The 18,815-nt window shown below is 65.0% G+C and carries 16 protein-coding genes and 2 pseudogenes; 9 read left to right on the top strand and 9 right to left on the bottom strand.

Annotated elements, in window-relative coordinates:
* Positions 1-8: 8 nt before the first annotated feature.
* Positions 9-1,187: a saccharopine dehydrogenase family protein gene (locus ACQ86E_RS33485; RefSeq protein ID WP_431203571.1), complete on the top strand. Its 1,179-nt coding sequence runs from the start codon at positions 9-11 to the stop codon at positions 1,185-1,187.
* A 102-nt stretch (positions 1,188-1,289) separates the two neighbouring features.
* On the opposite strand, the gene ACQ86E_RS33480 is transcribed toward ACQ86E_RS33485, so the two are convergent.
* From ACQ86E_RS33480 to ACQ86E_RS33470, 3 genes are all read right to left on the bottom strand, one after another.
* Positions 1,290-2,546 carry an O-antigen ligase family protein gene (locus ACQ86E_RS33480; RefSeq protein ID WP_431203570.1) on the bottom strand — a complete coding sequence of 419 codons (1,257 nt, stop codon included), beginning with the start codon at positions 2,544-2,546 and terminating at the stop codon, positions 1,290-1,292.
* A 186-nt stretch (positions 2,547-2,732) separates the two neighbouring features.
* On the bottom strand, positions 2,733-4,280 hold the full coding sequence (locus ACQ86E_RS33475; protein ID WP_431203569.1) for an undecaprenyl-phosphate glucose phosphotransferase: 1,548 nt from the start codon (positions 4,278-4,280) through the stop codon (positions 2,733-2,735).
* Between the two features lie 118 nt (positions 4,281-4,398).
* Complete coding sequence (locus ACQ86E_RS33470; RefSeq protein ID WP_431203568.1) at positions 4,399-5,568, bottom strand: glycosyltransferase family 4 protein; 1,170 nt, start codon at positions 5,566-5,568, stop codon at positions 4,399-4,401.
* 165 nt (positions 5,569-5,733) lie between these two features.
* Between ACQ86E_RS33470 and ACQ86E_RS33465 the strand changes: the two are divergent.
* A pseudogene (locus ACQ86E_RS33465) lies at positions 5,734-8,011 on the top strand (GumC family protein).
* A gap of 172 nt (positions 8,012-8,183) precedes the next feature.
* Here ACQ86E_RS33465 and ACQ86E_RS33460 read toward each other — a convergent pair.
* A complete protein-coding gene (locus tag ACQ86E_RS33460) occupies positions 8,184-9,365 on the bottom strand; it encodes a GNAT family N-acetyltransferase (protein ID WP_431203567.1) in 1,182 nt (393 codons plus the stop codon).
* Between the two features lie 129 nt (positions 9,366-9,494).
* On the opposite strand from ACQ86E_RS33460, the pseudogene ACQ86E_RS33455 reads away from it, so the two are divergent.
* A pseudogene (locus tag ACQ86E_RS33455) lies at positions 9,495-10,537 on the top strand (polysaccharide deacetylase family protein).
* On the opposite strand, the gene ACQ86E_RS33450 reads toward ACQ86E_RS33455, so the two are convergent.
* The gene (locus ACQ86E_RS33450; RefSeq protein WP_015685717.1) at positions 10,527-10,748 is read right to left on the bottom strand and encodes a DUF2842 domain-containing protein; all 222 of its coding nucleotides are present in this window, start codon (positions 10,746-10,748) and stop codon (positions 10,527-10,529) included. The pseudogene ACQ86E_RS33455 and the gene ACQ86E_RS33450 sit on opposite strands and share 11 nt — an antisense overlap.
* Positions 10,749-10,873: 125 nt before the next feature.
* Here ACQ86E_RS33450 and ACQ86E_RS33445 point away from each other — a divergent pair, with 125 nt between their 5' ends.
* Positions 10,874-11,956, top strand: coding sequence for a COX15/CtaA family protein (locus ACQ86E_RS33445; RefSeq protein WP_431203566.1), 1,083 nt, complete (start codon positions 10,874-10,876; stop codon positions 11,954-11,956).
* 24 nt (positions 11,957-11,980) lie between these two features.
* On the opposite strand, the gene ACQ86E_RS33440 is transcribed toward ACQ86E_RS33445, so the two are convergent.
* From ACQ86E_RS33440 to ACQ86E_RS33425, 4 genes are all read right to left on the bottom strand, one after another.
* A complete protein-coding gene (locus tag ACQ86E_RS33440) occupies positions 11,981-12,325 on the bottom strand; it encodes a hypothetical protein (protein ID WP_431203565.1) in 345 nt (114 codons plus the stop codon).
* A gap of 116 nt (positions 12,326-12,441) precedes the next feature.
* Complete coding sequence (locus tag ACQ86E_RS33435) at positions 12,442-13,722, bottom strand: O-acetylhomoserine aminocarboxypropyltransferase (protein WP_431203564.1); 1,281 nt, start codon at positions 13,720-13,722, stop codon at positions 12,442-12,444.
* Positions 13,723-13,861: 139 nt separating this feature from the next.
* Positions 13,862-14,446, bottom strand: a complete 585-nt coding sequence (locus ACQ86E_RS33430; protein ID WP_431203563.1) for a CoA-binding protein — start codon at positions 14,444-14,446, stop codon at positions 13,862-13,864.
* 105 nt (positions 14,447-14,551) lie between these two features.
* Positions 14,552-15,376, bottom strand: a complete 825-nt coding sequence (locus ACQ86E_RS33425) for an enoyl-CoA hydratase (protein WP_431203562.1) — start codon at positions 15,374-15,376, stop codon at positions 14,552-14,554.
* Between the two features lie 87 nt (positions 15,377-15,463).
* On the opposite strand from ACQ86E_RS33425, the gene ACQ86E_RS33420 reads away from it, so the two are divergent.
* The 5 genes from ACQ86E_RS33420 to ACQ86E_RS33400 all read left to right on the top strand — a co-directional run bounded on the left by ACQ86E_RS33420 (position 15,464) and on the right by ACQ86E_RS33400 (position 18,740).
* Positions 15,464-15,892, top strand: coding sequence for a PaaI family thioesterase (locus ACQ86E_RS33420; RefSeq protein ID WP_431203561.1), 429 nt, complete (start codon positions 15,464-15,466; stop codon positions 15,890-15,892).
* Positions 15,893-16,050: 158 nt separating this feature from the next.
* Positions 16,051-16,515, top strand: a complete 465-nt coding sequence (gene rplM / locus ACQ86E_RS33415; protein ID WP_431203560.1) for a 50S ribosomal protein L13 — start codon at positions 16,051-16,053, stop codon at positions 16,513-16,515.
* 2 nt (positions 16,516-16,517) lie between these two features.
* Positions 16,518-16,994, top strand: a complete 477-nt coding sequence (rpsI, locus tag ACQ86E_RS33410) for a 30S ribosomal protein S9 (RefSeq protein ID WP_431203559.1) — start codon at positions 16,518-16,520, stop codon at positions 16,992-16,994.
* Between the two features lie 230 nt (positions 16,995-17,224).
* Positions 17,225-18,445, top strand: a complete 1,221-nt coding sequence (locus tag ACQ86E_RS33405; RefSeq protein ID WP_431203558.1) for a diguanylate cyclase — start codon at positions 17,225-17,227, stop codon at positions 18,443-18,445.
* Between the two features lie 58 nt (positions 18,446-18,503).
* On the top strand, positions 18,504-18,740 hold the full coding sequence (locus tag ACQ86E_RS33400) for a hypothetical protein (RefSeq protein ID WP_151649894.1): 237 nt from the start codon (positions 18,504-18,506) through the stop codon (positions 18,738-18,740).
* Positions 18,741-18,815 lie beyond the last annotated feature (75 nt).

Genomic DNA, 18,815 nt, shown 5'->3' with positions numbered 1-18,815 from the left:
GGCCGATCATGAGCTCTGCGAAATTCGACATCGTCGTCTACGGTGCGACCGGATTCACCGGCCAACTCGTCGCCGAATATCTCACTCAGCGTTACAAGGGCGACAACGCACTCAAATGGGCGATGGCAGGCCGCAGTCTCGGTAAGCTCAAATCGGTCCGCGATGCGGTCGGCGCTCCCGGGAATACGCCGCTGATCGTTGCGGATGCGTCGGACGCGGCTTCGCTGAAGGCGATGGCGGAACAGACGATGTCGGTGATCACCACCGTCGGTCCGTACCAGCTCTATGGTGAGGAACTGCTGGCCGCCTGCGTCACCACCGGCACGGACTATTTCGATCTGTGCGGCGAGCCGATCTGGATGCGGCAGATGATCGACAAATACGAGGCGGAAGCCAAGGAGAGCGGCGCGCGCATCGTGTTCTCCTGCGGCTACGATTCCGTGCCGTTCGAGCTCGGCACGTTCTTCGTGCAGGAAGAGGCCAGGCGGGTCTTCGGCGCGCCGGCCGCACGCGTGAAAGGGCGCGTGCGCGATATGCGCGGCACGCTCTCCGGCGGCACTGCCGCGAGCGCGAAGGCGACTTTCGATGCCGTGGCCAAGGATCTCAGCCTCGTTGCGATCCTGAACGATCCGTTCGCGCTGACGCCCGGTTTCACCGGGCCGAAGCAGCCGAAGGGCAACAGGGCGGTGTTCGAGGACGACCTGCAATCCTGGGCCGCGCCGTTCATGATGGCGCTGATCAACACCCGCAACGTCCACCGCTCCAACATGCTGATGGGCTTTCCCTACGGTCAAGACTTCGTCTACGACGAAATGGTCCTGACCGGTCCGGGCGAGAAGGGCGAGGACAACGCCAAGCGCGTGATGGCCGCCAATGCGGGCAAGACCGGCCCGGACGCACCGAAGCCGGGCGAGGGGCCTTCGAAGGAAGAGCGCGAGAACGGGCGCTTCGATCTGCTCTACGTCGCGATCGCCCCCGACGGCCGCACGGTCCGCGCCGGCGTCACCGGCGACCGCGATCCCGGCTACGGCTCGACCTCGAAGATGATCTCCGAATGTGCGATGTGCATGCTGCGCGACGTGACGGATGTGCCAGCCGGCTTCTGGACACCGGGCGCAGCGATGCAGCACAAGCTGATCAAGCGGCTGCGCGACAATGCGGGGCTGACGTTCGAGGTGGAAAGCTAGCTGTTGTCGGAGGGCGGGCAAAGCGAAGCGTGCCCACCAATGCAAAGCAAGTTGCGGAGAGATGGTGGGCACGGCGCGTTGCGCCTTTGCCCACCCTACAGCTCAAGCTGAAGCAGCTTCGTCCGCAGCCCTGATCCTGTAGGCCTGCGCGGCCGCGATCATGCCCCACATGGCGCCCAGCATCATCCAGAAGTGCCGCCAGTGGTCGGTGTCGATCACGAAGCTTTCGCCGACGGTGCCGATGAAGGCGGAGAAGACGGCGAGATAGGCGCGCTGCCAGGGCACACGGACGAAGATGTGCCTGATCCCCATGATGACGGTGGTGAAGACCAGCGCGGGATAGCAGACGCCGGAGATCCAGCCGCCGGACATGAAGGCGTTGAGGTAGGAGTTGTGGGTGTCCTCGGGGAAGAAGCGGTGGAATTGCAGCGGGCCGATGCCGAACGGCAGGTCGAGCGCCATCTCCGCACCCAGGATGTGCCGGCCGAACCGTCCGAAGCGGCCTTCGTCATAGCTCTGGTCGAAGCTCGCGCGCTGCTTGAACATCTCGGCGGTGGAATCGAAAGACATCAGCACCGCGATCAATGCGACGCCCAGCACCGCGGCGACGATCGCCATGATGATGATGCGCGAGCGCTGCGCGTTGGTACGGCTGGTCAGCACCATCAGCGCCAGCATGCATACGGAGGTCAGCACCAGCCCGCCCCAGGCCGCGCGGGAAAACGCGAGCAGGATCGCCAGTGACATGATGCCGAACGCGACGACATTGCGGAGCGCCTTGCCGAGCTTGTCCGAGACCACGCTCTGGAGCGCGAACAGCGCCGGCAGGATCAGGAAGGCGCCGAGCACGTTCGGGTCCTTGAACGTGCCGCGCGCGCGTCCGTAGAGCGTGAGGAGATCGTCGCCGCCGGGGACGAGATGGAAATAGCCGGCGACGGCCGACAGCGAGGCGACCATCGCGCCGACCACGAGACCGCGGCGGAGCATGTCGAGCCGGGCCGTCGTGTCTTCGGACGTGATCATGGCGAAGAACACCACGGTCACCGCCATGTACCAGGAGGTCGCGATCCAGTTCACGACCTCGGGCTGTTCGTACAGCGGGATCGCGCTGATGGTGTAGCCGACGTTGAGCAGGACCAGCATCAGCACCAGCGGCATCAGCGCGAGCCGCAGGCGCAGGCCGGTGGCGAAGAAAGTGACGGTGGCGAGCAGCGTCACGATCTCGTAGGGGCTCGGCTCGATGAAGACGATCGCCCCGGAAGCGCCGACCAGCCACACCAGCGCGCGCTGCAGGGCCAGCACGCCGGGCGCAGCGCGAACCGCTGCATTCATGTCCCCGGCTGTTGCCGCATACGCCATTATACGCTCACACTACAACTCAACCCGTACACGCAACTTCCGCTGTCATGCCCCGCCTTGTGCGCACTTGCGCACTCGGGCGGGGCATCCAGTATTCCGCGCTGCCAGTGGCGCCGTTCGCCGCCGGCGTTGACTGGATCGCCCGGTCGAGCCGGGCGATGACAGCTGTTTTGTGGCACGCTCAACTCAATACGCGTTCTCGTTCTTGGTCAGCAGCGAGATCGGCGTCTTCAGGAGAATGACGAGGTCGAACAGCACCGACCAGTTCTCGATGTAATAGAGATCGAACTCGACGCGCTTCTGGATCTTCTCCTGATTGTCGATCTCGCCGCGCCAGCCGTTGATCTGGGCCCAGCCGGTGATACCGGGCTTGACGCGGTGGCGGGCAAAATAGCCGTCGACCGCTTCGTCGAACAGGCGGCTTTGCAGCTTGCCCTGCACCGCATGCGGACGCGGGCCGACCAGGGAGAGATTGCCAGAGAACACCACGTTGAAGAGCTGCGGCAGCTCGTCGAGGCTGGTCTTGCGGATGAATCGGCCGACGCGGGTGACGCGCGGATCGTTCCTGGTCACGACCTTCGAAGCCGTCGGGTCGGCCTGATGGTGGTGCATCGAGCGGAACTTGTAGACGTCGATACGCTCGTTGTTGAAGCCGAAGCGCTTCTGGCGGAACAGCACCGGGCCGGGACTGTCGAGCTTCACCGCCAGCGCCACCAATGCCATCACCGGCAGGGCCGCGAGCAGCGCGAAGCCTCCGACGATGCGGTCGAACAGCCATTTCATCACCAGATCCCAGTCGGTGATCGGCGCCTCGAACACGTCGAGCGTCGGCACCTCGCCGAGATAGGAATAGGAGCGGGGACGGAAGCGCAGCTTGTTGGTGTGCGCGGACAGGCGGATGTCGACCGGCAGCACCCAGAGCTTCTTCAGCATCTCCAGGATGCGCGTCTCCGCGGAGATCGGCAGTGCGAACAGAACGAGGTCGACACGTGTGCGGCGTGCGAATTCGACGATGTCGTCGACCTTGCCGAGCTTGCGCGCGCCGGCGCAGGTGTCGAGCGCGCGACTGTCGTTGCGGTCGTCGAACACGCCGAGCACGTGGATATCGGAATCTTCCTGCGCCTTCAGCGCCTCGACCAGCTGCTCGCCGTTGCTGTCGGAGCCGACGATGATGGTGCGGCGGTCGAGCCGGCCCTGACGTGCCCAGCCGCGCACCAGCGAGCGCAGGATCAGGCGTTCGCAGATGAGTGCGGCGAGCCCAAGGACGTAGAACGCGGCAAGCCACAGCCGTGAGACCTCGGTGCCGAACTTGGCAAAGAAGGAAATGCCGATGAACAGAAGGAAGACGAATGACCAGGACGAGATCATCCGGGTCATCTGCCGGAGCTGTCCGCGGAACAGCTGCACCTGATAGATGTCGGCGGCCTGGAAGCAGATTACGGCGGCGACCGCAACGGCGACGATCTGCGCAGGATAAGTCCAGCTGAAGCCGACGTGCGGCATGACATAGCCGGCATAGAGTGAGATGCCGACCAGGCTGAGCAGTGCGAAGTCGGCCACGCGCACGAAGCCGGTGATCACGATCGGCGAATAGGCTGGGGCGACCTTCTGGTTGACGATTTCGAGCGCTGCGGGCGAGAGCCGGCGGCGGCGTTCGACGAAGGGTTGGTCAGCCGGTCTGGCTGCGGCGGTGGTCGCGGCATCCAGCATCGAGCGTGCGTTGAGCGGTTCCACGGGCGTCCCGTCCATTCCAAAAACCCTGGGGTCGCGACTTTGCACCCCGGGCGAGCATCCCCAGGCCCATCGATTATCGGACAAATCGGAAGATTCTCTAAAGCGGCCTTAAGAATGGTTAATGATTGGCAAATGCGTCGCGATAGCCCGCGAGCACGCCCTCGACCATGGCCTGCTGGGAGAAATGGGCGGAGATGCGCTCTCGCAGGGAGGAGGCGCGCTGTGCGGTTCCTTTGGGATCGTCGAGTGCGGCCGCGATCGCTTCCGCCATGGCCTCGGCGTTGCTCGCCGCGAACAGGGCCGGGCTTTCCGGTCCGAAGATTTCGGGGATGCCGCCGACGCGGGCGGCGATCATGGGAATGCCAGCGGCCCCGGCCTCGATCACGACATAGGGCATGGAATCGCCACGCGATGGGACGACCAGCAGCCGCCCCTTGGAGAAGCCGTAGCGCGCCTTGACGTGGCCGATGAAACGGATGGCGCTCGAGAGGCCGAGCTTCTCGACCTGCGCCTTGAGCGCCGCCATTTCCTCACCGTCGCCGCCGAGCGTGAGTGTGACCTTCCTGCCGCCTTCGTGCAGTCGGGCCACGGCATCGACCAGCAGATCCGCGCCCTTGATGTGCCTGAACTCGCCGACATAGGCGAGGTCGGTGGCGTCGTCGGCGAGGACGACGGGCTCGAATTCCCCCGGCGTCACGCCGTTGAAGACGCAATGCACCACGCCCTTGGGCGTGCCGACGATGCGTTGATAGGTGTCGCGGGCAAAGGCGCTCTCGAACAGGAACAGGTCGGTCGCGTCCATCAGCGTGCGTTCGAGGCGTGCATAAAACTCGCCCTTTAACGTGTTGAGCGGATAATGCAGCGAGCCGCCATGCGGGGTGTAGATGCGGATGGTGTCGTCGGAGCGCCGCCGCATGCGGACGAAGGCGCCGGCCTTGGCGCCGTGGCCGTGCATGACGTCGGGCTTGAGCTCGCCGATCAGGCGCCGCATCCGCAGCCACACCAGAAGATCATCGGGCGACGGTTCGCGGCGGATCGCGAGGCGATGCACGCCGAGCTTCAGCCGCGGCGCGAGCTCGGCCAGCGCCTTGTCCGCGCGCTCACCGCCGGTGAGACTGTCGGCGAGAATGCCGACGTGATGGCCGCGATCGACCTGACCGTTCGCAAGGTCGAGGATGTGCCGGATGATGCCGCCCACGGGAGCGCGCACGGCGTGCAGGATGCGGAGCGGCCGGTCGGAAGAGGGGGCATGATCAGAACCAGCGCTCGGCGGCGAAGACGCGAACAATTCTTCGAAATATCGAGCTGGATTAAGGGCCCTCATGGTTAACAAACGGTGTCGGCGTCGTGCATGCCGCTCGCGGCGAGATGCGATTAACCCAGCAGCAACCTTAATGGAGTGTAATCGCCGCGGTTGAGGTAGAGTCGCAGCGTTGCCCTGCGGGAGTGTTCGATGCGTTTAGCGTTCTGGCGTGCCGGCAAGGACAAGGCTGTGGTCGAGCGGGCTGTCTCGAAACCCAAGGCCGAACCAGCGCCCAAGGTCGAAGCCAAGGTTGAAGTCAAGGATGAACCAAAGCCTGCGCGCGCTGCGACAACGCAGGCGCAAGGCGAATCCGGCGACATCGACCTGCACGCGCTCGGCGCGGCGCTGGCCCGCAGGCGCGGCTGGATCATCGTGCCGACGGTGCTTGCGCTCGTCGCATCCGTCGCGGTCGTCAATCTCGTCACGCCGCGCTACAAGTCTGAATCCCGCATCCTGATCGACGGCCGCGAGAACGTGTTCCTGCGTCCGAACAGCGACCGCACCGAGGAGCGGCAGGCGCTCGACCCCGAGGCCGTCACCAGCCAGGTGCAGCTCGTGCTGTCGCGCGATCTCGCGCGCGAGATCATCAAGAAGAACAAGCTTGCCGAGCGGCCGGAGTTCGATCCGGTGCTGCAGGGCGTTTCGCCGCTGAAGTCGCTGGCTGCTCTGATCGGCATCGGCCGGGACCCGTTCTCGATGACGCCGGAAGAGCGTGTGCTCGACGCCTATTACGATCGGCTCCAGGCCTATGCCGTCGACAAGTCGCGCGTAATCGTCGTCGAATTCCAGTCCGCCGATCCCGATCTCGCCGCGCGCGTCGCCAATTCGATCGCCGACGGCTATCTGGTGCTGCAGCAGAATGTCCGTCAGGATCAGGCCAGGAACGCGAGCCAGTGGCTCTCCGGCGAGATCGACAGCTTGCGCAAGAAGGTCTCCGAGGCCGAGGCGCGGGTGGAGGATTTCCGCTCGAAGTCGAGCCTGTTCGTCGGCACCAACAACACCACGCTGTCGAACCAGCAGATGGGCGAGGTCAACACCCAGCTCAACAACGCGCGCTCGCTGAAGGCGGATGCGGAATCCAAGGCGCGGCTGATCCGCGAGATGCTCCAGAGCGGCAAGCCGATCGAGTCGTCGGAAGTGCTCAACTCGGAATCGATGCGCACGCCGTCCCAGCAGCGGGTGGCGCTGCGGGCCCAGCTCGCCGAGCAATCCTCGACGCTGCTCGGCAATCATCCGCGCATCAAGGAATTGAAGGCCCAGCTTGCCGATCTCGACACCCAAATCCGCGACGAGGCCGCCAAGATCGCCCGTTCGCTTGAAAACGACGCGCGCTTTGCCAGCGGACGTGTGCAGGAATTGACGTTGAGCCTCGAGCAGCTGAAGAAGCAGGCGACGTCGACCAACGGCCAGGATGTGCAGCTCCGTGCGCTCGAGCCGCGAGGCCAAGTCGCAGCGCGACCTGCTCGAGACCTATCTTGCCAAATATCGCGAGGCCAATACCCGCGAGACCATCGACACCGCGCCGACGGATGGCCGCATCATCTCGCGCGCCATCGTCTCGAATACGTCGGCCTATCCGAAGAAGCTGCCGATCGTGCTGATCGTGACGATCGCGACGCTGCTGCTTTCGTCCGGCGTCGTCGTCACCGGCGAGCTGTTGCGCCAGACCGCACCGCGTGCGGTGGCGGTGTCCGCCACGGTGCAGGCGCCGGCACCGGTTCGTCAGGAGCCGGCTGTGCTGCCGGTGGTCGAACCCATTGCCGATCCGGTCATGGCAGAGCCTGCTCCGCTCCAGCCGGAGATGACGGCCGATGCCGACGTCACTGAATTCGACGAGATCGAGCGATTGGCGGAGCGCCTGCGTGCCGCTGGTCCGGCGGCGAAGAAAATCACGGTGCTCGGCACCGCATCGGGCGAGGCCATCACGCTCTCGACGCTGACGCTCGCCCGGCATCTGGCGCGCGAGGCCCGTGTCGTCGTGGTCGATCTCGCGGCATCCTCGCCGACGATCGCGGCCGTGTCCGTCGATGCCTCGGCGCCCGGCCTTGCCGAACTGATGCAGGGCGAGGCCTCGTTCGCGCAGGTGATCACCCGGGACAAGCTCTCGCGGCTGCATCTGGTCATGGCCGGCCGTCCCGGCTTCGATCGCAGCCTGCTGCAATCGCCGCGGGTGACACTGGCGGTCGACGCGCTGCTCCGCGCCTACGACTATGTGCTGCTCGACGCCGGCAGCGCCTCGGACCTTCCGGCGGAACTGCTGACGGCGCATGCCCGCGCCGTCGTGGTGCCCGATGCGTCGATGACGCCGGATGCGCGCACGCTGATGTGCGAGCAACTCAGCGCTGTCGGGTTCAGCGAGGTGACGATGCTGAGCAAGCCGGTGCAGCCGTCGAATGCAGTGGAGGCGCCCCGCGTGGTGGCGGCGTAGGCCTGTCTCCTTGCGGGAGGCGGGTGAGGATTTTTCTCCACGCGTTCGGAATCGTGGGGGCAAAGGCGCACTTGCGCCGTGCCCACCATCTTTCCACGATCTGCGGCTGACGTGGTGGGCACGTTTCGCTTTGCCCACCCGACAGGGCTGGATGGATTAGCGGCGCGGGTAGCTACCCGAGCGCCCGCCGTAGTCGCTGTGCGAGGTCGAGCAGCATCTGGTTCTGCTTCACCAGCCTTTTGCCGTGGCTCAAGGACGACATCGCCATCGCCGCGAGCTTGCCGCGGGAGGTCAGGGGCACGAAGCTGTCGAAAATGTCTTCGTCGTCCTTGCAGAACATCCGCTTGTACTCGTCCGAGCCGATGCCGAGGTCGAGCGAGCGGTAGCCGCGCTCGGCGTAGCGATCGATGATGTAGCGCATCAGGATCAGCCCGGGGCTGTAGCGGGCGTGCTCGGACATCGTGTAGGTGTTGAACATCATCGAGAAGCGCTGGCCGTCGGCGACGCCGGCGAAGATCGCGATCACCTCCTCGTCGCATTCGAGCGCATGGATGTCGATGACTCGGCCTTCGCCGCGCGGCGCGAGGCAGGCGCTGCGGATGAACTTCCCGACGCCGGGCTCGGCGAAGACGTCAGGCAACTTCTGCTCGGCCATCCGCGCCGGCTTGACGCGGAAGAACCAGTCGAGCAGGCGGGTGACGTCCGCGTCGGTGGTCGCGAGGTGATAGCGATAGCCGGCGAGCGACTGGAGCTTCTTCTCCTTGCTCTTGAGGCGGCGGCGGAAGGAATTGCTGATGCGCGATGCGGGCGGGCCGCCGGGCTCCATCACCAGCAGCGGGCAGCCGTTGATCGCGCTCTGGCGTGGCAGAGCCGCAAACGGGTTCTGCTGGTCGTTCCAGCGCAGCGGCTGCTGTGTCAGCGACAGCACGTCGGCATGCTCGCGCAGCGGCGCAAGCAGCGCGTCGAGATCGGCCGCGCCGGCCTCTGCGGCGAACTCGGCGTTCCACAGGCCCATGTTGAAGGTGGTGTGCTTGCCGCCCATGAAGCAGGCGGTGCGCACGCCGTGGCTCTGGCGCAGCGAGAGCGGTAGCAGCACGAGCGGCCGGCGCTCGGTGTCGCGGGCGATCACGATGAAGGGACGGGCGCTATCGCAGCCGCCGACCAGCCGTTGCCAGGGGCCGAGCAGGTCGAAGCGCTGATAGGGCGTGAAGAGGTGGCCGCTCTCCTCGAAAGCGCGCCAGATGGCTTCGGCCTCGCCGAGGTCGCCGACGATGTCGACATGCGCGATCCGGCTCGCTTTTGACCTCGCTGGCGATTCTGCCGTCCGGCTTTGCATCGCCGCAGCCATGGTCATTCACGAAACCTGTCGAGAAACGAAAATTTACGTAATTCGGCCTGTGGCCGACCTTTGCAAAGAAATGTCAACAAAGGGTAAGGACAATAGGCAAGCAAACAGGCCGACGGCGAACGCGAAGGCGGGATATTGTCATCCGACGACAGGTGGCTGGAGCGGTTACGGCTTGAACTGGCCTGGTTCACCGGGCAGGCGGCGTTGCGCAGTCGTGGGGCCGGCGCAATCCTGCGCTTTACGCACGTGCGGCCGCGGCGGCGCGGCGCGTTCCAGCCGCTGCGCGAGCACGAGATCACGCCGCAATTCCTCGACCGCGCCATCCGCGCGCTGAAGCGGTGGAATTTTGATTTCGTCGGCATGGACGAAGTCTGCCGCCGCGCGGTGACCCTGCCGGAGGATCGGCGCTTCGTCGCGCTCACCTTCGACGGCGCGAACAAGGATCTCATCAGCTTCGCCTATCCGGTGCTGGCGCGGCACGCCGTGCCGTTCACGATCTACGTGCCGACCGCGTTTCCCGATGGCGTCGGGGAGGCCTGGTGGCTCGGGCTCGAGCAGGTGATCGCGCGCGAGAGCCGCATCAGTCTGATGGTGGGCGAAAAGGAACAGCGCTTCGTCGTCACCAGTACAGCCGAGAAGCAGGCGCTGTTTTCGCATCTCGAGAGCTGGCTGCGCACGCTGCCGCCGGTGGATGTGTCGGCGGCGATCGCCGATCTGTGCACGCGCTACCGGATCGACCTTGCCGCGCCTCGCGCGCGGCGTCGATGGACTGGGAGGATCTGGCGAGGCTGGCGGCCGATCCGCTCGTCACCGTCGGCAGCGCGACCGTGAACTATCCCGTCCTCGCCAACATGAAGGACACAGCCGCGCTGCGCGAGATGACGATGGGCAAGGCGGTGGCGGAATCGGCGTTCCACCGCGAGATCCGGCACCTGGCGTTTCCGTTCGGCGATCGCGCCTCGTTCCGGCGCAGCCATGTCGTGATGGCCGAGGAGGCCGGCTTTGCCAGCGCGGTGTCGGCGATATCAGGCATCGTGGACGCGGAGGGCCGCACCAATCTGCGTGCGCTGCCGCGGATTTCCTGGGATGGCCGCGTACGCTCGCTGCGCATGCTGCGCGTGCTGGTATCGGGTATTGCCTTTGCGCCGGTGAAACCGACCGGCAGTCTCACGAGCTAGATTTGATACGGTCGGGGCGCTGCATCCAGCTCACGATCGGCATCGCCGGTAAGACCCACCCCATGCCGACCACCACGTAATAGATCGCCTGCCGCCAGCCGGACTCGGCGATCCACGGCATCTGCGCCAGAGCCATGCCGAGCAGGGCCCAGACGGTGGCGAGCACCAGGAGCAGGATGGCGCCGAGGAACTTGCGGGTGCGGATCGTCATGATGGAATGCTGCGGCTTTCGCGTAACTTGCGCTGCGGGAGCGGGGGACTATAAGGGGCACGCAGTCCGGTTCAAGCCTCATTAGCTCAAGTCCAGGTTAGCTGAAGTACTGGTTTCGCTCCCGAATGACGACGATTCCCGCCTCCAACAACCCGCATCGCGCCGTGCGCTGGTGGCTGATCTCGGTGGCCGCGCTGATCGCGCTGATGGTGCTGGTCGGCGGCGCGACGCGGCTGACGGAATCCGGGCTCTCGATCGTCGAGTGGAAGCCGGTCACGGGCAGCGTGCCGCCGCTCTCGGATGCGCAGTGGACCGAAGCGTTCGAAGCCTACAAGAAGATCCCGCAATATCGTGAGCTCAACGCCGGCATGAGCCTGTCCGAGTTCAAGCAGATCTTCTGGTGGGAATGGAGCCACCGGCTGCTCGGCCGCTTCATCGGCGTCGCTTATCTCTTGCCGTTCCTGTTCTTCCTGTGGCGCGGCGGCCTGGCCGGTGACTTGAAACGGCGGCTGTGGTTGCTGTTCGCGCTCGGTGGCCTCCAGGGCGCGGTCGGCTGGTGGATGGTGGCCTCGGGCCTGACGGAACGGGTCGAGGTGTCGCAATATCGGCTGGCGACGCACCTGCTGCTGGCGCTGCTGATCTTCGCCGGCATCGTGTGGACGGTGCGGCGGCTCAAAGAGCGGCCGCAGATCGCCGCACCCGCGCGCCTGCGCTTCACCAGCGTGCTGCTTCTCGTCGTGACCTTCGTACAAATCTATTTCGGCGCGCTGGTCGCCGGCCTGCGCGCCGGGCGCGCCTACAATACCTGGCCGCAGATCGACGGCGCGTTCATTCCCTCCGCCGAGCGGCTGTGGTTCGAAACGCCGTGGTGGCGCAACATGTTCGACAATGTGCTGACGGTGCAGTTTGAGCACCGCATGACGGCCTATGCGCTGTTCGCGCTGGCCGCGCTGCACGCGATCGACGCGGTGCGTTCGCGCGCGGGGCTGGCTGCCAGCGGCGCGCTCTGGCTGGTCGCGGCGGTGAGCCTGCAGGCGGTGCTCGGCATCCTCACGCTGCTCAACCAGGTGCCAATTGATCTCGCGCTTTCGCATCAGGCGGTGGCGATCGCGGTGCTGACGCTCGCGGTGATGCAAGTGGAACGGCTGACGTCGCGGCAGTCCACGCAGGCGCAGCCGCGCGCGGTTCCGGTCGGTCAGGCCGGCTGATCACCATCAGCCCGGCTGATCAGGTCAGCAATAGCCGTAGATGCCGCACGAGTAGGGCAGGCGCCAGAAATAGTCGACCTGCTTCCCGCCGTAATACGCGCCCTGATAGTCGTAGTCCCAGGGGCGGCCGTAATAACCCGGCAGCGTATGCGCGCCGGGCAGGAGCGGGGCGCCCGGCAGGTTGCGGATGTAGCTGCCGATGCCATAGGCCGGCGAGATCAACGCATCCGGATCGGTTTCGACGTAGACCTTTGGCGGCTCCTGCGGCGGAGCCACGGTCCGGCGCTTCGGTGTGGCCGGCAGATCGGCGGCGAGCGCGCTCGAGACCGTCAGCATCACCGCAAGGGCAGGCACCATCCAGCGCAGCATCGTTGGCTCCGAATCAAACAGGGCGATCCAAGACCGATGTATGCGGCAGATATGGTTAATGACTGTTAACTGACGGCGCGGGGGCGGCTGTTTGCGCCGCCCCGGAGCGACACCAACTACGCCCCCAGTGCCTGTTCCAGATCGGCGATCAGATCTTCCTTGTCCTCGATGCCGATCGAGAGCCTGACCACATCGGGGCCGGCGCCGGACTTGACCTTTGCGGCGTCGTCGAGCTGGCTGTGCGTGGTCGAGGCCGGATGGATCACCAGCGAGCGGGTGTCGCCGACATTGGCCAGATGCGAGAACAGCTGCAGTTTCGACACGAGGCTGACGCCGGCATCGTAGCCGCCCTTGAGGCTGAAGGTGAACACGGCGCCTGCGCCCTTCGGCGCATATTTGCGGGCGAGCTGGTGGTACTTGTCGCTGGCAAGGCCCGCATAGCTGACCGAGGCCACCGCCGGATGGCCGGCGAGGAATTCGGCAACCGCCTTGGCGTTTTCGCAGTGCCTCTGCATGCGCAGCGGCAGCGTCTCGATGCCGGTCAGAATCATGAACGCGTTGAACGGCGACAGCGCCGGACCGAGGTCGCGCAGGCCGAGCACGCGGCAGGCGATCGCGAAGGCGAAATTGCCAAACGTCTCCTGGAGGCGGATGCCGTGATATTCCGGCCGCGGCTCGGACAGCATCGGATATTTGCCGCTCGCCGACCAATCGAAGGTGCCGGCATCGACGATGATGCCGCCAAGCGAGTTGCCGTGGCCGCCGAGAAACTTCGTCAGCGAATGCACGACGATGTCGGCGCCGTGGTCGATCGGGCGGATCAGATAGGGCGAGGCCAGCGTGTTGTCGACGATCAGCGGCACGCCGGCTTTGCGGGCGACGGTGGAGATCGCCTCGATGTCGGTGATGCTGCCGGCGGGATTGGCGATGGATTCGATGAAGATCGCTTTCGTGCGCGGCGTCACCGCGCTCTCGAAGCTGCCGATGTCATCGGGATCGGCCCACACCACGTTCCAGCCGAAGCTCTTGAACGCGTGCGTGAACTGGTTGATCGAACCGCCATAGAGCTTTCGCGCGGCGATGAACTCGTCGCCGGGCTGGAGCAGTTGCTGCAGCACCACGACCTGTGCGGCATGGCCCGAGGCGACCGCGAGCGCGGCGGTGCCGCCTTCGAGCGCGGCAACGCGCTCCTCCAGTACCGCGTTGGTGGGGTTGCCGATGCGCGTATAGATGTTGCCGAACGCCTGCAGGCCGAACAACGAGGCGGCGTGGTCGGCGTCGTTGAAGACGAAAGACGTCGTTTGATAAATCGGGGTCGCGCGCGCACCGGTGGTGGGATCGGGCTGTGCACCGGCATGCACGGCAAGGGTGGAAAATCCCGGAAGGCGATCGCTCATTGGGGGCGTCCTGTTTCTTGTGGTCTGAAATCGCGCGGCATGCTGGTCGGCGCCGCGCCTGCCGTCAAGGCGCTGCTTCACATCGAAACGATCATGCTACGCATTGCCGCGTCCGCGAAACGAATGCTTCGCGATTGCGTCAGCTCTGATCGGTCTTGTTTTTTGCAGCGCGATCCGAGGCCGCGGTATCGCCGCCACCGACACTCATCCGATTGAGGGATAGACGCATGCCTTGCGTCGGCGCCGGCGCGCGCTTGGAACTCAGCGTGCGTGAGTTCACACCCATCCAGGAGATCTCGGACGACAAACGGCCATATTCGATCTTGGGGCAGCGGTTCATCACGACCTTGATCCCGACCGACTCCGCTTTCGCCGCCGCCGCATCGTCACGTCCGCCGAGCTGCATCCAGATCACCTTCGGCAGCGGATCGAGCGTGAGCGCCTCTTCCACGACCGGCAGGATGTGGCTGGAATTGCGGAAGATGTCGATCATGTCGACGGGATGACCGATGTCGGACAGCGAGGCGATGAAGGGCTTTCCGAGCAGCTCCTTGCCGACATGGCCGGGATTGACTGGGATCATGTCGTAGCCGCGCTGCGCCAGATATTTGAATGCGAAATAGCTCGGCCGCACATTGACCGGCGAGGCGCCGACCATTGCGATCGACTTCACGCCGTTGAGGATGCCGCGGATGTAATTGTCGGGATAGGCGTCGTGATTCATGAGCTCTTCTTCTTGCTGTCATTGCGAGGAGCGAAGCGACGAAGCAATCCAGACTACCTCGGTGGAAAGATTCTGGATTGCTTCGCTTCGCTCGCAATGACGATTCTATTCATCCCGCCATGTCGGCGTGCGCTTCTCGATGAAGGCCTTGATGCCTTCCTCGGCGTCGCGCGCCATCATGTTCTCGGTCATCACCTCTGCCGCGTAGCGATAGGCGTCGGCGAGGTTCATCTCGGCCTGGCGATAGAACGCTTCCTTGCCGAGCTTGACCGTGTAGGCCGATTTCAGTGCGACCTTTTCTGCCAGCGCAATCGCGGCGTCGCGCTCGGTGCCGGCCGCAACCACGCGATTGACGAGGCCGATCTCACGGGCGCGCGCGGCCGGGACCGGCTCGCCCGTGAGCAGCATCTCCATCGCCTGCTTGCGCGGCACGTTACGCGACAGCGCGACCATCGGCGTCGAGCAGAACAGGCCGATGTCGACGCCGGGCGTGGCGAAGCTCGCGGCTTCCGAGGCAATCGCGAGATCGCAACTCGCCACGAGCTGGCAGCCGGCCGCGGTTGCGATGCCCTGGACGGCGGCGACCACGGGCTTCGGCAGGCGCACGACGGCCTGCATCATCGCGCTGCAGGCGGTCATCATCTCGGCAAAGAAGGCGCGGCCGCGATCGGGGTCGGCGCGGCGGGCGGTCAGCTCCTTCATGTCGTGGCCGGCGGAGAAGGCAGGGCCGTTGGCGGCGATCACCACGCCGCGGATCGCCTTGTCGTCGTGGATCTCGTTGAGCTCGGCATGCACGGCTGCAATCATCGCCGCCGACAGGCTGTTGCGCGCGGCCGGACGGTTGAGCGTCAGGATCGCAATGCTGCCGATTGTTTCGCGGAGCAAAATCGGCGGTTGCGGGGAGGGGACGCGGGCGGCCTGGACGGGCATTGGCGCGATTTCCGTTTGAATGATTGCAATTGGATGACACAGACAACTTAATGTAACAGGAGACGTGAAGCGAGGGTGAGGCGTAGCATGGCGTTAGCGAAAATGAGCGTGGCGGAGGTCGAGCAGTTTCTCCGCGACGAGTTTCCCCAGGCCTTCAGCGGCGACGACATCACGATCGAGAGCGCGGACGGCCAGACCTGTCTCCTGCGCCAGCGTTATAGCGAAAGGATGCTGCGGCCCGGCGGAACCGTGTCTGGGCCGACGCTGATGGCCCTGGCCGATTTCGCGATGTATGTGGTGCTCCTGTCCGCGATCGGCCCTATCGGGCTCGCCGTGACCACCAATCTCAACATCAATTTCCTGCGCAAGGGCCAGCCCGGGCAGGACGTGCTGGCGGAGGCTAGGCTGCTCAAGCTCGGCAAGCGGCTGGCGGTCGGGGAGGTGAACCTCTTGTCCGGCACCTCACCCGATCCGATCGCCCATGTCACCTCGACCTATTCCATTCCAACTGTTTGAGCTTTTTGAGGGTATTATAGCACCGTATTTGTAAGACATTGATTTTCAACATCTAATTTCCGTGACGGGGCATTGACCGTTGCGCCTCTCTTCTCTAGAAAACCGCGCAGTCCGGCGCGGTGTTCGCGCCGATGTCTCCCGTCCACGGAAACTCCGATATGAAAACCTTCTCGGCAAAGCCGGCTGAGGTGACGAAGAAGTGGGTGCTGATCGACGCCAAGGGTCTGGTCGTCGGCCGCCTCGCCACCATCGTCGCCATGCGCCTGCGCGGCAAGCACCTCCCGACCTACACCCCGCACGTTGATTGCGGCGACAACGTCATCATCATCAACGCGCAGCATGCGGTCCTCACCGGCCGCAAGCGCGAGCAGAAGACCTATTACAAGCACACCGGCTATGTCGGCCACGTCAAGGAGCGCACCGCGCGCCAGATCCTCGAGGGCAAGCATCCCGAGCGCGTGCTGGAGAAGGCCGTCGAGCGCATGATCCCGCGTGGTCCGCTCGGCCGCGTGCAGATGGGCAACCTCCGTGTCTATGGCGGTGCCGAGCATCCGCACGAAGCGCAGACGCCCGAGAAGATCGACATCGCCAAGTTGAACCGCAAGAACACGAGGGCCGCATAACCATGGCCGAATCCATTCAGTCGCTCGACCAGCTCTCGCAGCTCAAGACGGCGGCGCCCGATGCGCCCAAGCACGAGAAGAAGGTCGACAAGTTCAACCGCGCCTACGCCACCGGCAAGCGCAAGGACGCGGTCGCTCGCGTCTGGATCAAGCCGGGCGCCGGCAAGGTCACGGTCAACTCGCGCGAGGTCGAGGTCTATTTCGCCCGTCCCGTGCTGCGCATGATGATCGAGCAGCCGTTCTCCGTGGCCTCGCGTTCCGGCCAGTACGACGTGATCTGCACCGTCGCCGGCGGTGGCCTGTCCGGCCAGGCCGGCGCAGTCCGTCACGGCATCTCCAAGGCGCTGACCTATTTCGAGCCGGAACTGCGCTCGGTGCTCAAGAAGGGCGGCTTCCTCACCCGCGACTCGCGCGTGGTCGAGCGCAAGAAGTACGGCAAGGCCAAGGCCCGCCGGTCCTTCCAGTTCTCGAAGCGTTAATCGCTTCGGTCACATTCGCCGCGAAAGCGGCTTCAATGAGATGCAAAAGGGCGCTGATTTCAGCGCCCTTTTTGCTGTTCGTTTGTACGCAAATTGATGGCGAGTTTCCTGAAAACTTGGCCACGCGCGAAAACCTGAATCGAACCCGCTGGACATAGCGTCGCATCTGGAAGGGCGCGCAATTCGGATGTGCCGATCGCGTAACTGCTATTTCTTAAGAGGGGGCCGACATGATGTCGCTCGATAGCATCACGCTCTATTTGGTCGCTACCATGGTCGCCGCACTGCTCGGCGCCATGATGGTGTTTTTCGGCAGGCAGGAAAACAGTCCTGCGTTGAAATGGTGGGGCACCGCCTATCTGCTGGGCGCGGCTTCGGTCGCGCTATGGACCGCGGCCGGCGACAAGCTCGGCCCGCATCTCTATCTCGCGCTGAACGCGGTCGGCTTCGTTGCCTGCGGCATGGTGTGGAACGCGGCGCGCGTCTTCCACGGCCGCAAGCCGAACTGGCCGGGTCTCCTCGTCGGCGCGCTGGCCTGGGTCGCCGCCGCCACGCTGCTCGATCCCGCGGCCTCGATGCTGCGCATGATCGTCGGTGCCGGCATCGTCTCGGTCTACGCGGCGCTGACTGCGGGCGAGCTCTGGGTCGAGCGGCGCAAGAGCCTGCAGCGGCGCTGGCCGGCCTTCGTGGTGCCGGTGATGCACGGCTGCGTATTGATGTTGCCGATCCTGCTCGGCAGCTTCCTGCGCCCCAACGAGGCCGGATTCGCCGGCAGCATCTGGGTCACCGTGTTCGCGGTCGAGCTGATCCTTTATGCCGTCGGCACCGTGTTCGTGATCTTCATGCTGGTGTCGGAGCGCACGGTGACGGCGCACCGGACCGCCGCATCGACCGATCCCCTGACCGGCATGCTCAACCGCCGCGGCTTCTCGGAAGCCTGCGGCCGCGTGATCGAGCGCGAGGCCAAGGCCGGTCGTCCCGTGACCGTGATGATCTTCGACATCGACCATTTCAAGTCGATCAATGACCGTTTCGGCCATCCCGCCGGCGACGAGATGCTGAAGCTGTTCTCGACCGTCGTGGTCAGCAATTTGCGCATCACCGACATGTCGGGTCGCATCGGCGGTGAGGAGTTCGCAGCGCTCCTGCCATGTTCACTCGAGGAGGGCGTGCTGGTCGCCGAACGCGTGCGCGAAGCGTTCGAGACCTCCGGCGTCGTGGTCGATGAGGGCCCGGTCGACACCACCGTCAGCATCGGCGTCGCCGGCGGTCCGGCCGGCACCGAGCTCGAGGTGCTGCTGGCCTCGGCCGACACCGCCCTCTACCAGGCCAAGCGCGGCGGCCGTAACCGTGTCGAGGCGGCCGAGGAGCTGCCGCTGTCGCTGGAGAACTGGCGCCGCCAGAGTGCCGCGCGGACAGGTGTGACACAGACGCGTCCGATCACGGCCTGAGGACTGAGCGGCCTTGCGGTAATCCCCTGTTTACCAATCGATCCCTACCATCGCGGTCATGGAATCGATCCGCCGACAGAATCCGCAAGCTGCCCTGATGTCGCTCGAAGCCGCAGCGGCCTCGGCACGCGGCGGGTTCGCCTGTCTTTTCTCGACCGCAGACGAATATGAACGCGCGCTGATCACCGAGCGCCGTGCCCAAGGGCGATACACGCAGAGCCGCAGCTATTGGCCGTTCGCGTTGTTTGGCGGTTGCGCGCTGGTCGTGGCAGGGATCGTTCTGCTGTTCGCCTGAGAGCGCCTGCATTATTGACCGATCAGGGCGCCATTTCGGCGCCTTTTTCTTTTTTGCCGGCTGCGGTAGACACGC

Origin of the sequence: Bradyrhizobium betae, from assembly GCF_050632175.1 — a bacterium.
GTDB lineage: Bacteria > Pseudomonadota > Alphaproteobacteria > Rhizobiales > Xanthobacteraceae > Bradyrhizobium > Bradyrhizobium betae_B.
The sequence above is the reverse complement of the archived record's forward strand: the minus strand, read 5'-3'. Positions and strand labels throughout refer to the sequence as shown.

Bases quoted from the DNA above. Each gene is read 5' to 3' on its own strand.
- ACQ86E_RS33485 (WP_431203571.1), top strand. From the start codon at position 9: ATGAGCTCTGCGAAATTCGACATCGTCGTCTACGGTGCGACCGGATTC.
- ACQ86E_RS33480 (WP_431203570.1), bottom strand. From the start codon at position 2,546: ATGGCGTATGCGGCAACAGCCGGGGACATGAATGCAGCGGTTCGCGCT.
- ACQ86E_RS33460 (WP_431203567.1), bottom strand. From the start codon at position 9,365: ATGACCATGGCTGCGGCGATGCAAAGCCGGACGGCAGAATCGCCAGCG.
- ACQ86E_RS33450 (WP_015685717.1), bottom strand. From the start codon at position 10,748: ATGACGATCCGCACCCGCAAGTTCCTCGGCGCCATCCTGCTCCTGGTG.
- ACQ86E_RS33445 (WP_431203566.1), top strand. From the start codon at position 10,874: ATGACGACGATTCCCGCCTCCAACAACCCGCATCGCGCCGTGCGCTGG.
- ACQ86E_RS33440 (WP_431203565.1), bottom strand. From the start codon at position 12,325: ATGCTGCGCTGGATGGTGCCTGCCCTTGCGGTGATGCTGACGGTCTCG.
- ACQ86E_RS33435 (WP_431203564.1), bottom strand. From the start codon at position 13,722: ATGAGCGATCGCCTTCCGGGATTTTCCACCCTTGCCGTGCATGCCGGT.
- ACQ86E_RS33430 (WP_431203563.1), bottom strand. From the start codon at position 14,446: ATGAATCACGACGCCTATCCCGACAATTACATCCGCGGCATCCTCAAC.
- ACQ86E_RS33425 (WP_431203562.1), bottom strand. From the start codon at position 15,376: ATGCCCGTCCAGGCCGCCCGCGTCCCCTCCCCGCAACCGCCGATTTTG.
- ACQ86E_RS33420 (WP_431203561.1), top strand. From the start codon at position 15,464: ATGGCGTTAGCGAAAATGAGCGTGGCGGAGGTCGAGCAGTTTCTCCGC.
- rplM (WP_431203560.1), top strand. From the start codon at position 16,051: ATGAAAACCTTCTCGGCAAAGCCGGCTGAGGTGACGAAGAAGTGGGTG.
- rpsI (WP_431203559.1), top strand. From the start codon at position 16,518: ATGGCCGAATCCATTCAGTCGCTCGACCAGCTCTCGCAGCTCAAGACG.
- ACQ86E_RS33405 (WP_431203558.1), top strand. From the start codon at position 17,225: ATGATGTCGCTCGATAGCATCACGCTCTATTTGGTCGCTACCATGGTC.
- ACQ86E_RS33400 (WP_151649894.1), top strand. From the start codon at position 18,504: ATGGAATCGATCCGCCGACAGAATCCGCAAGCTGCCCTGATGTCGCTC.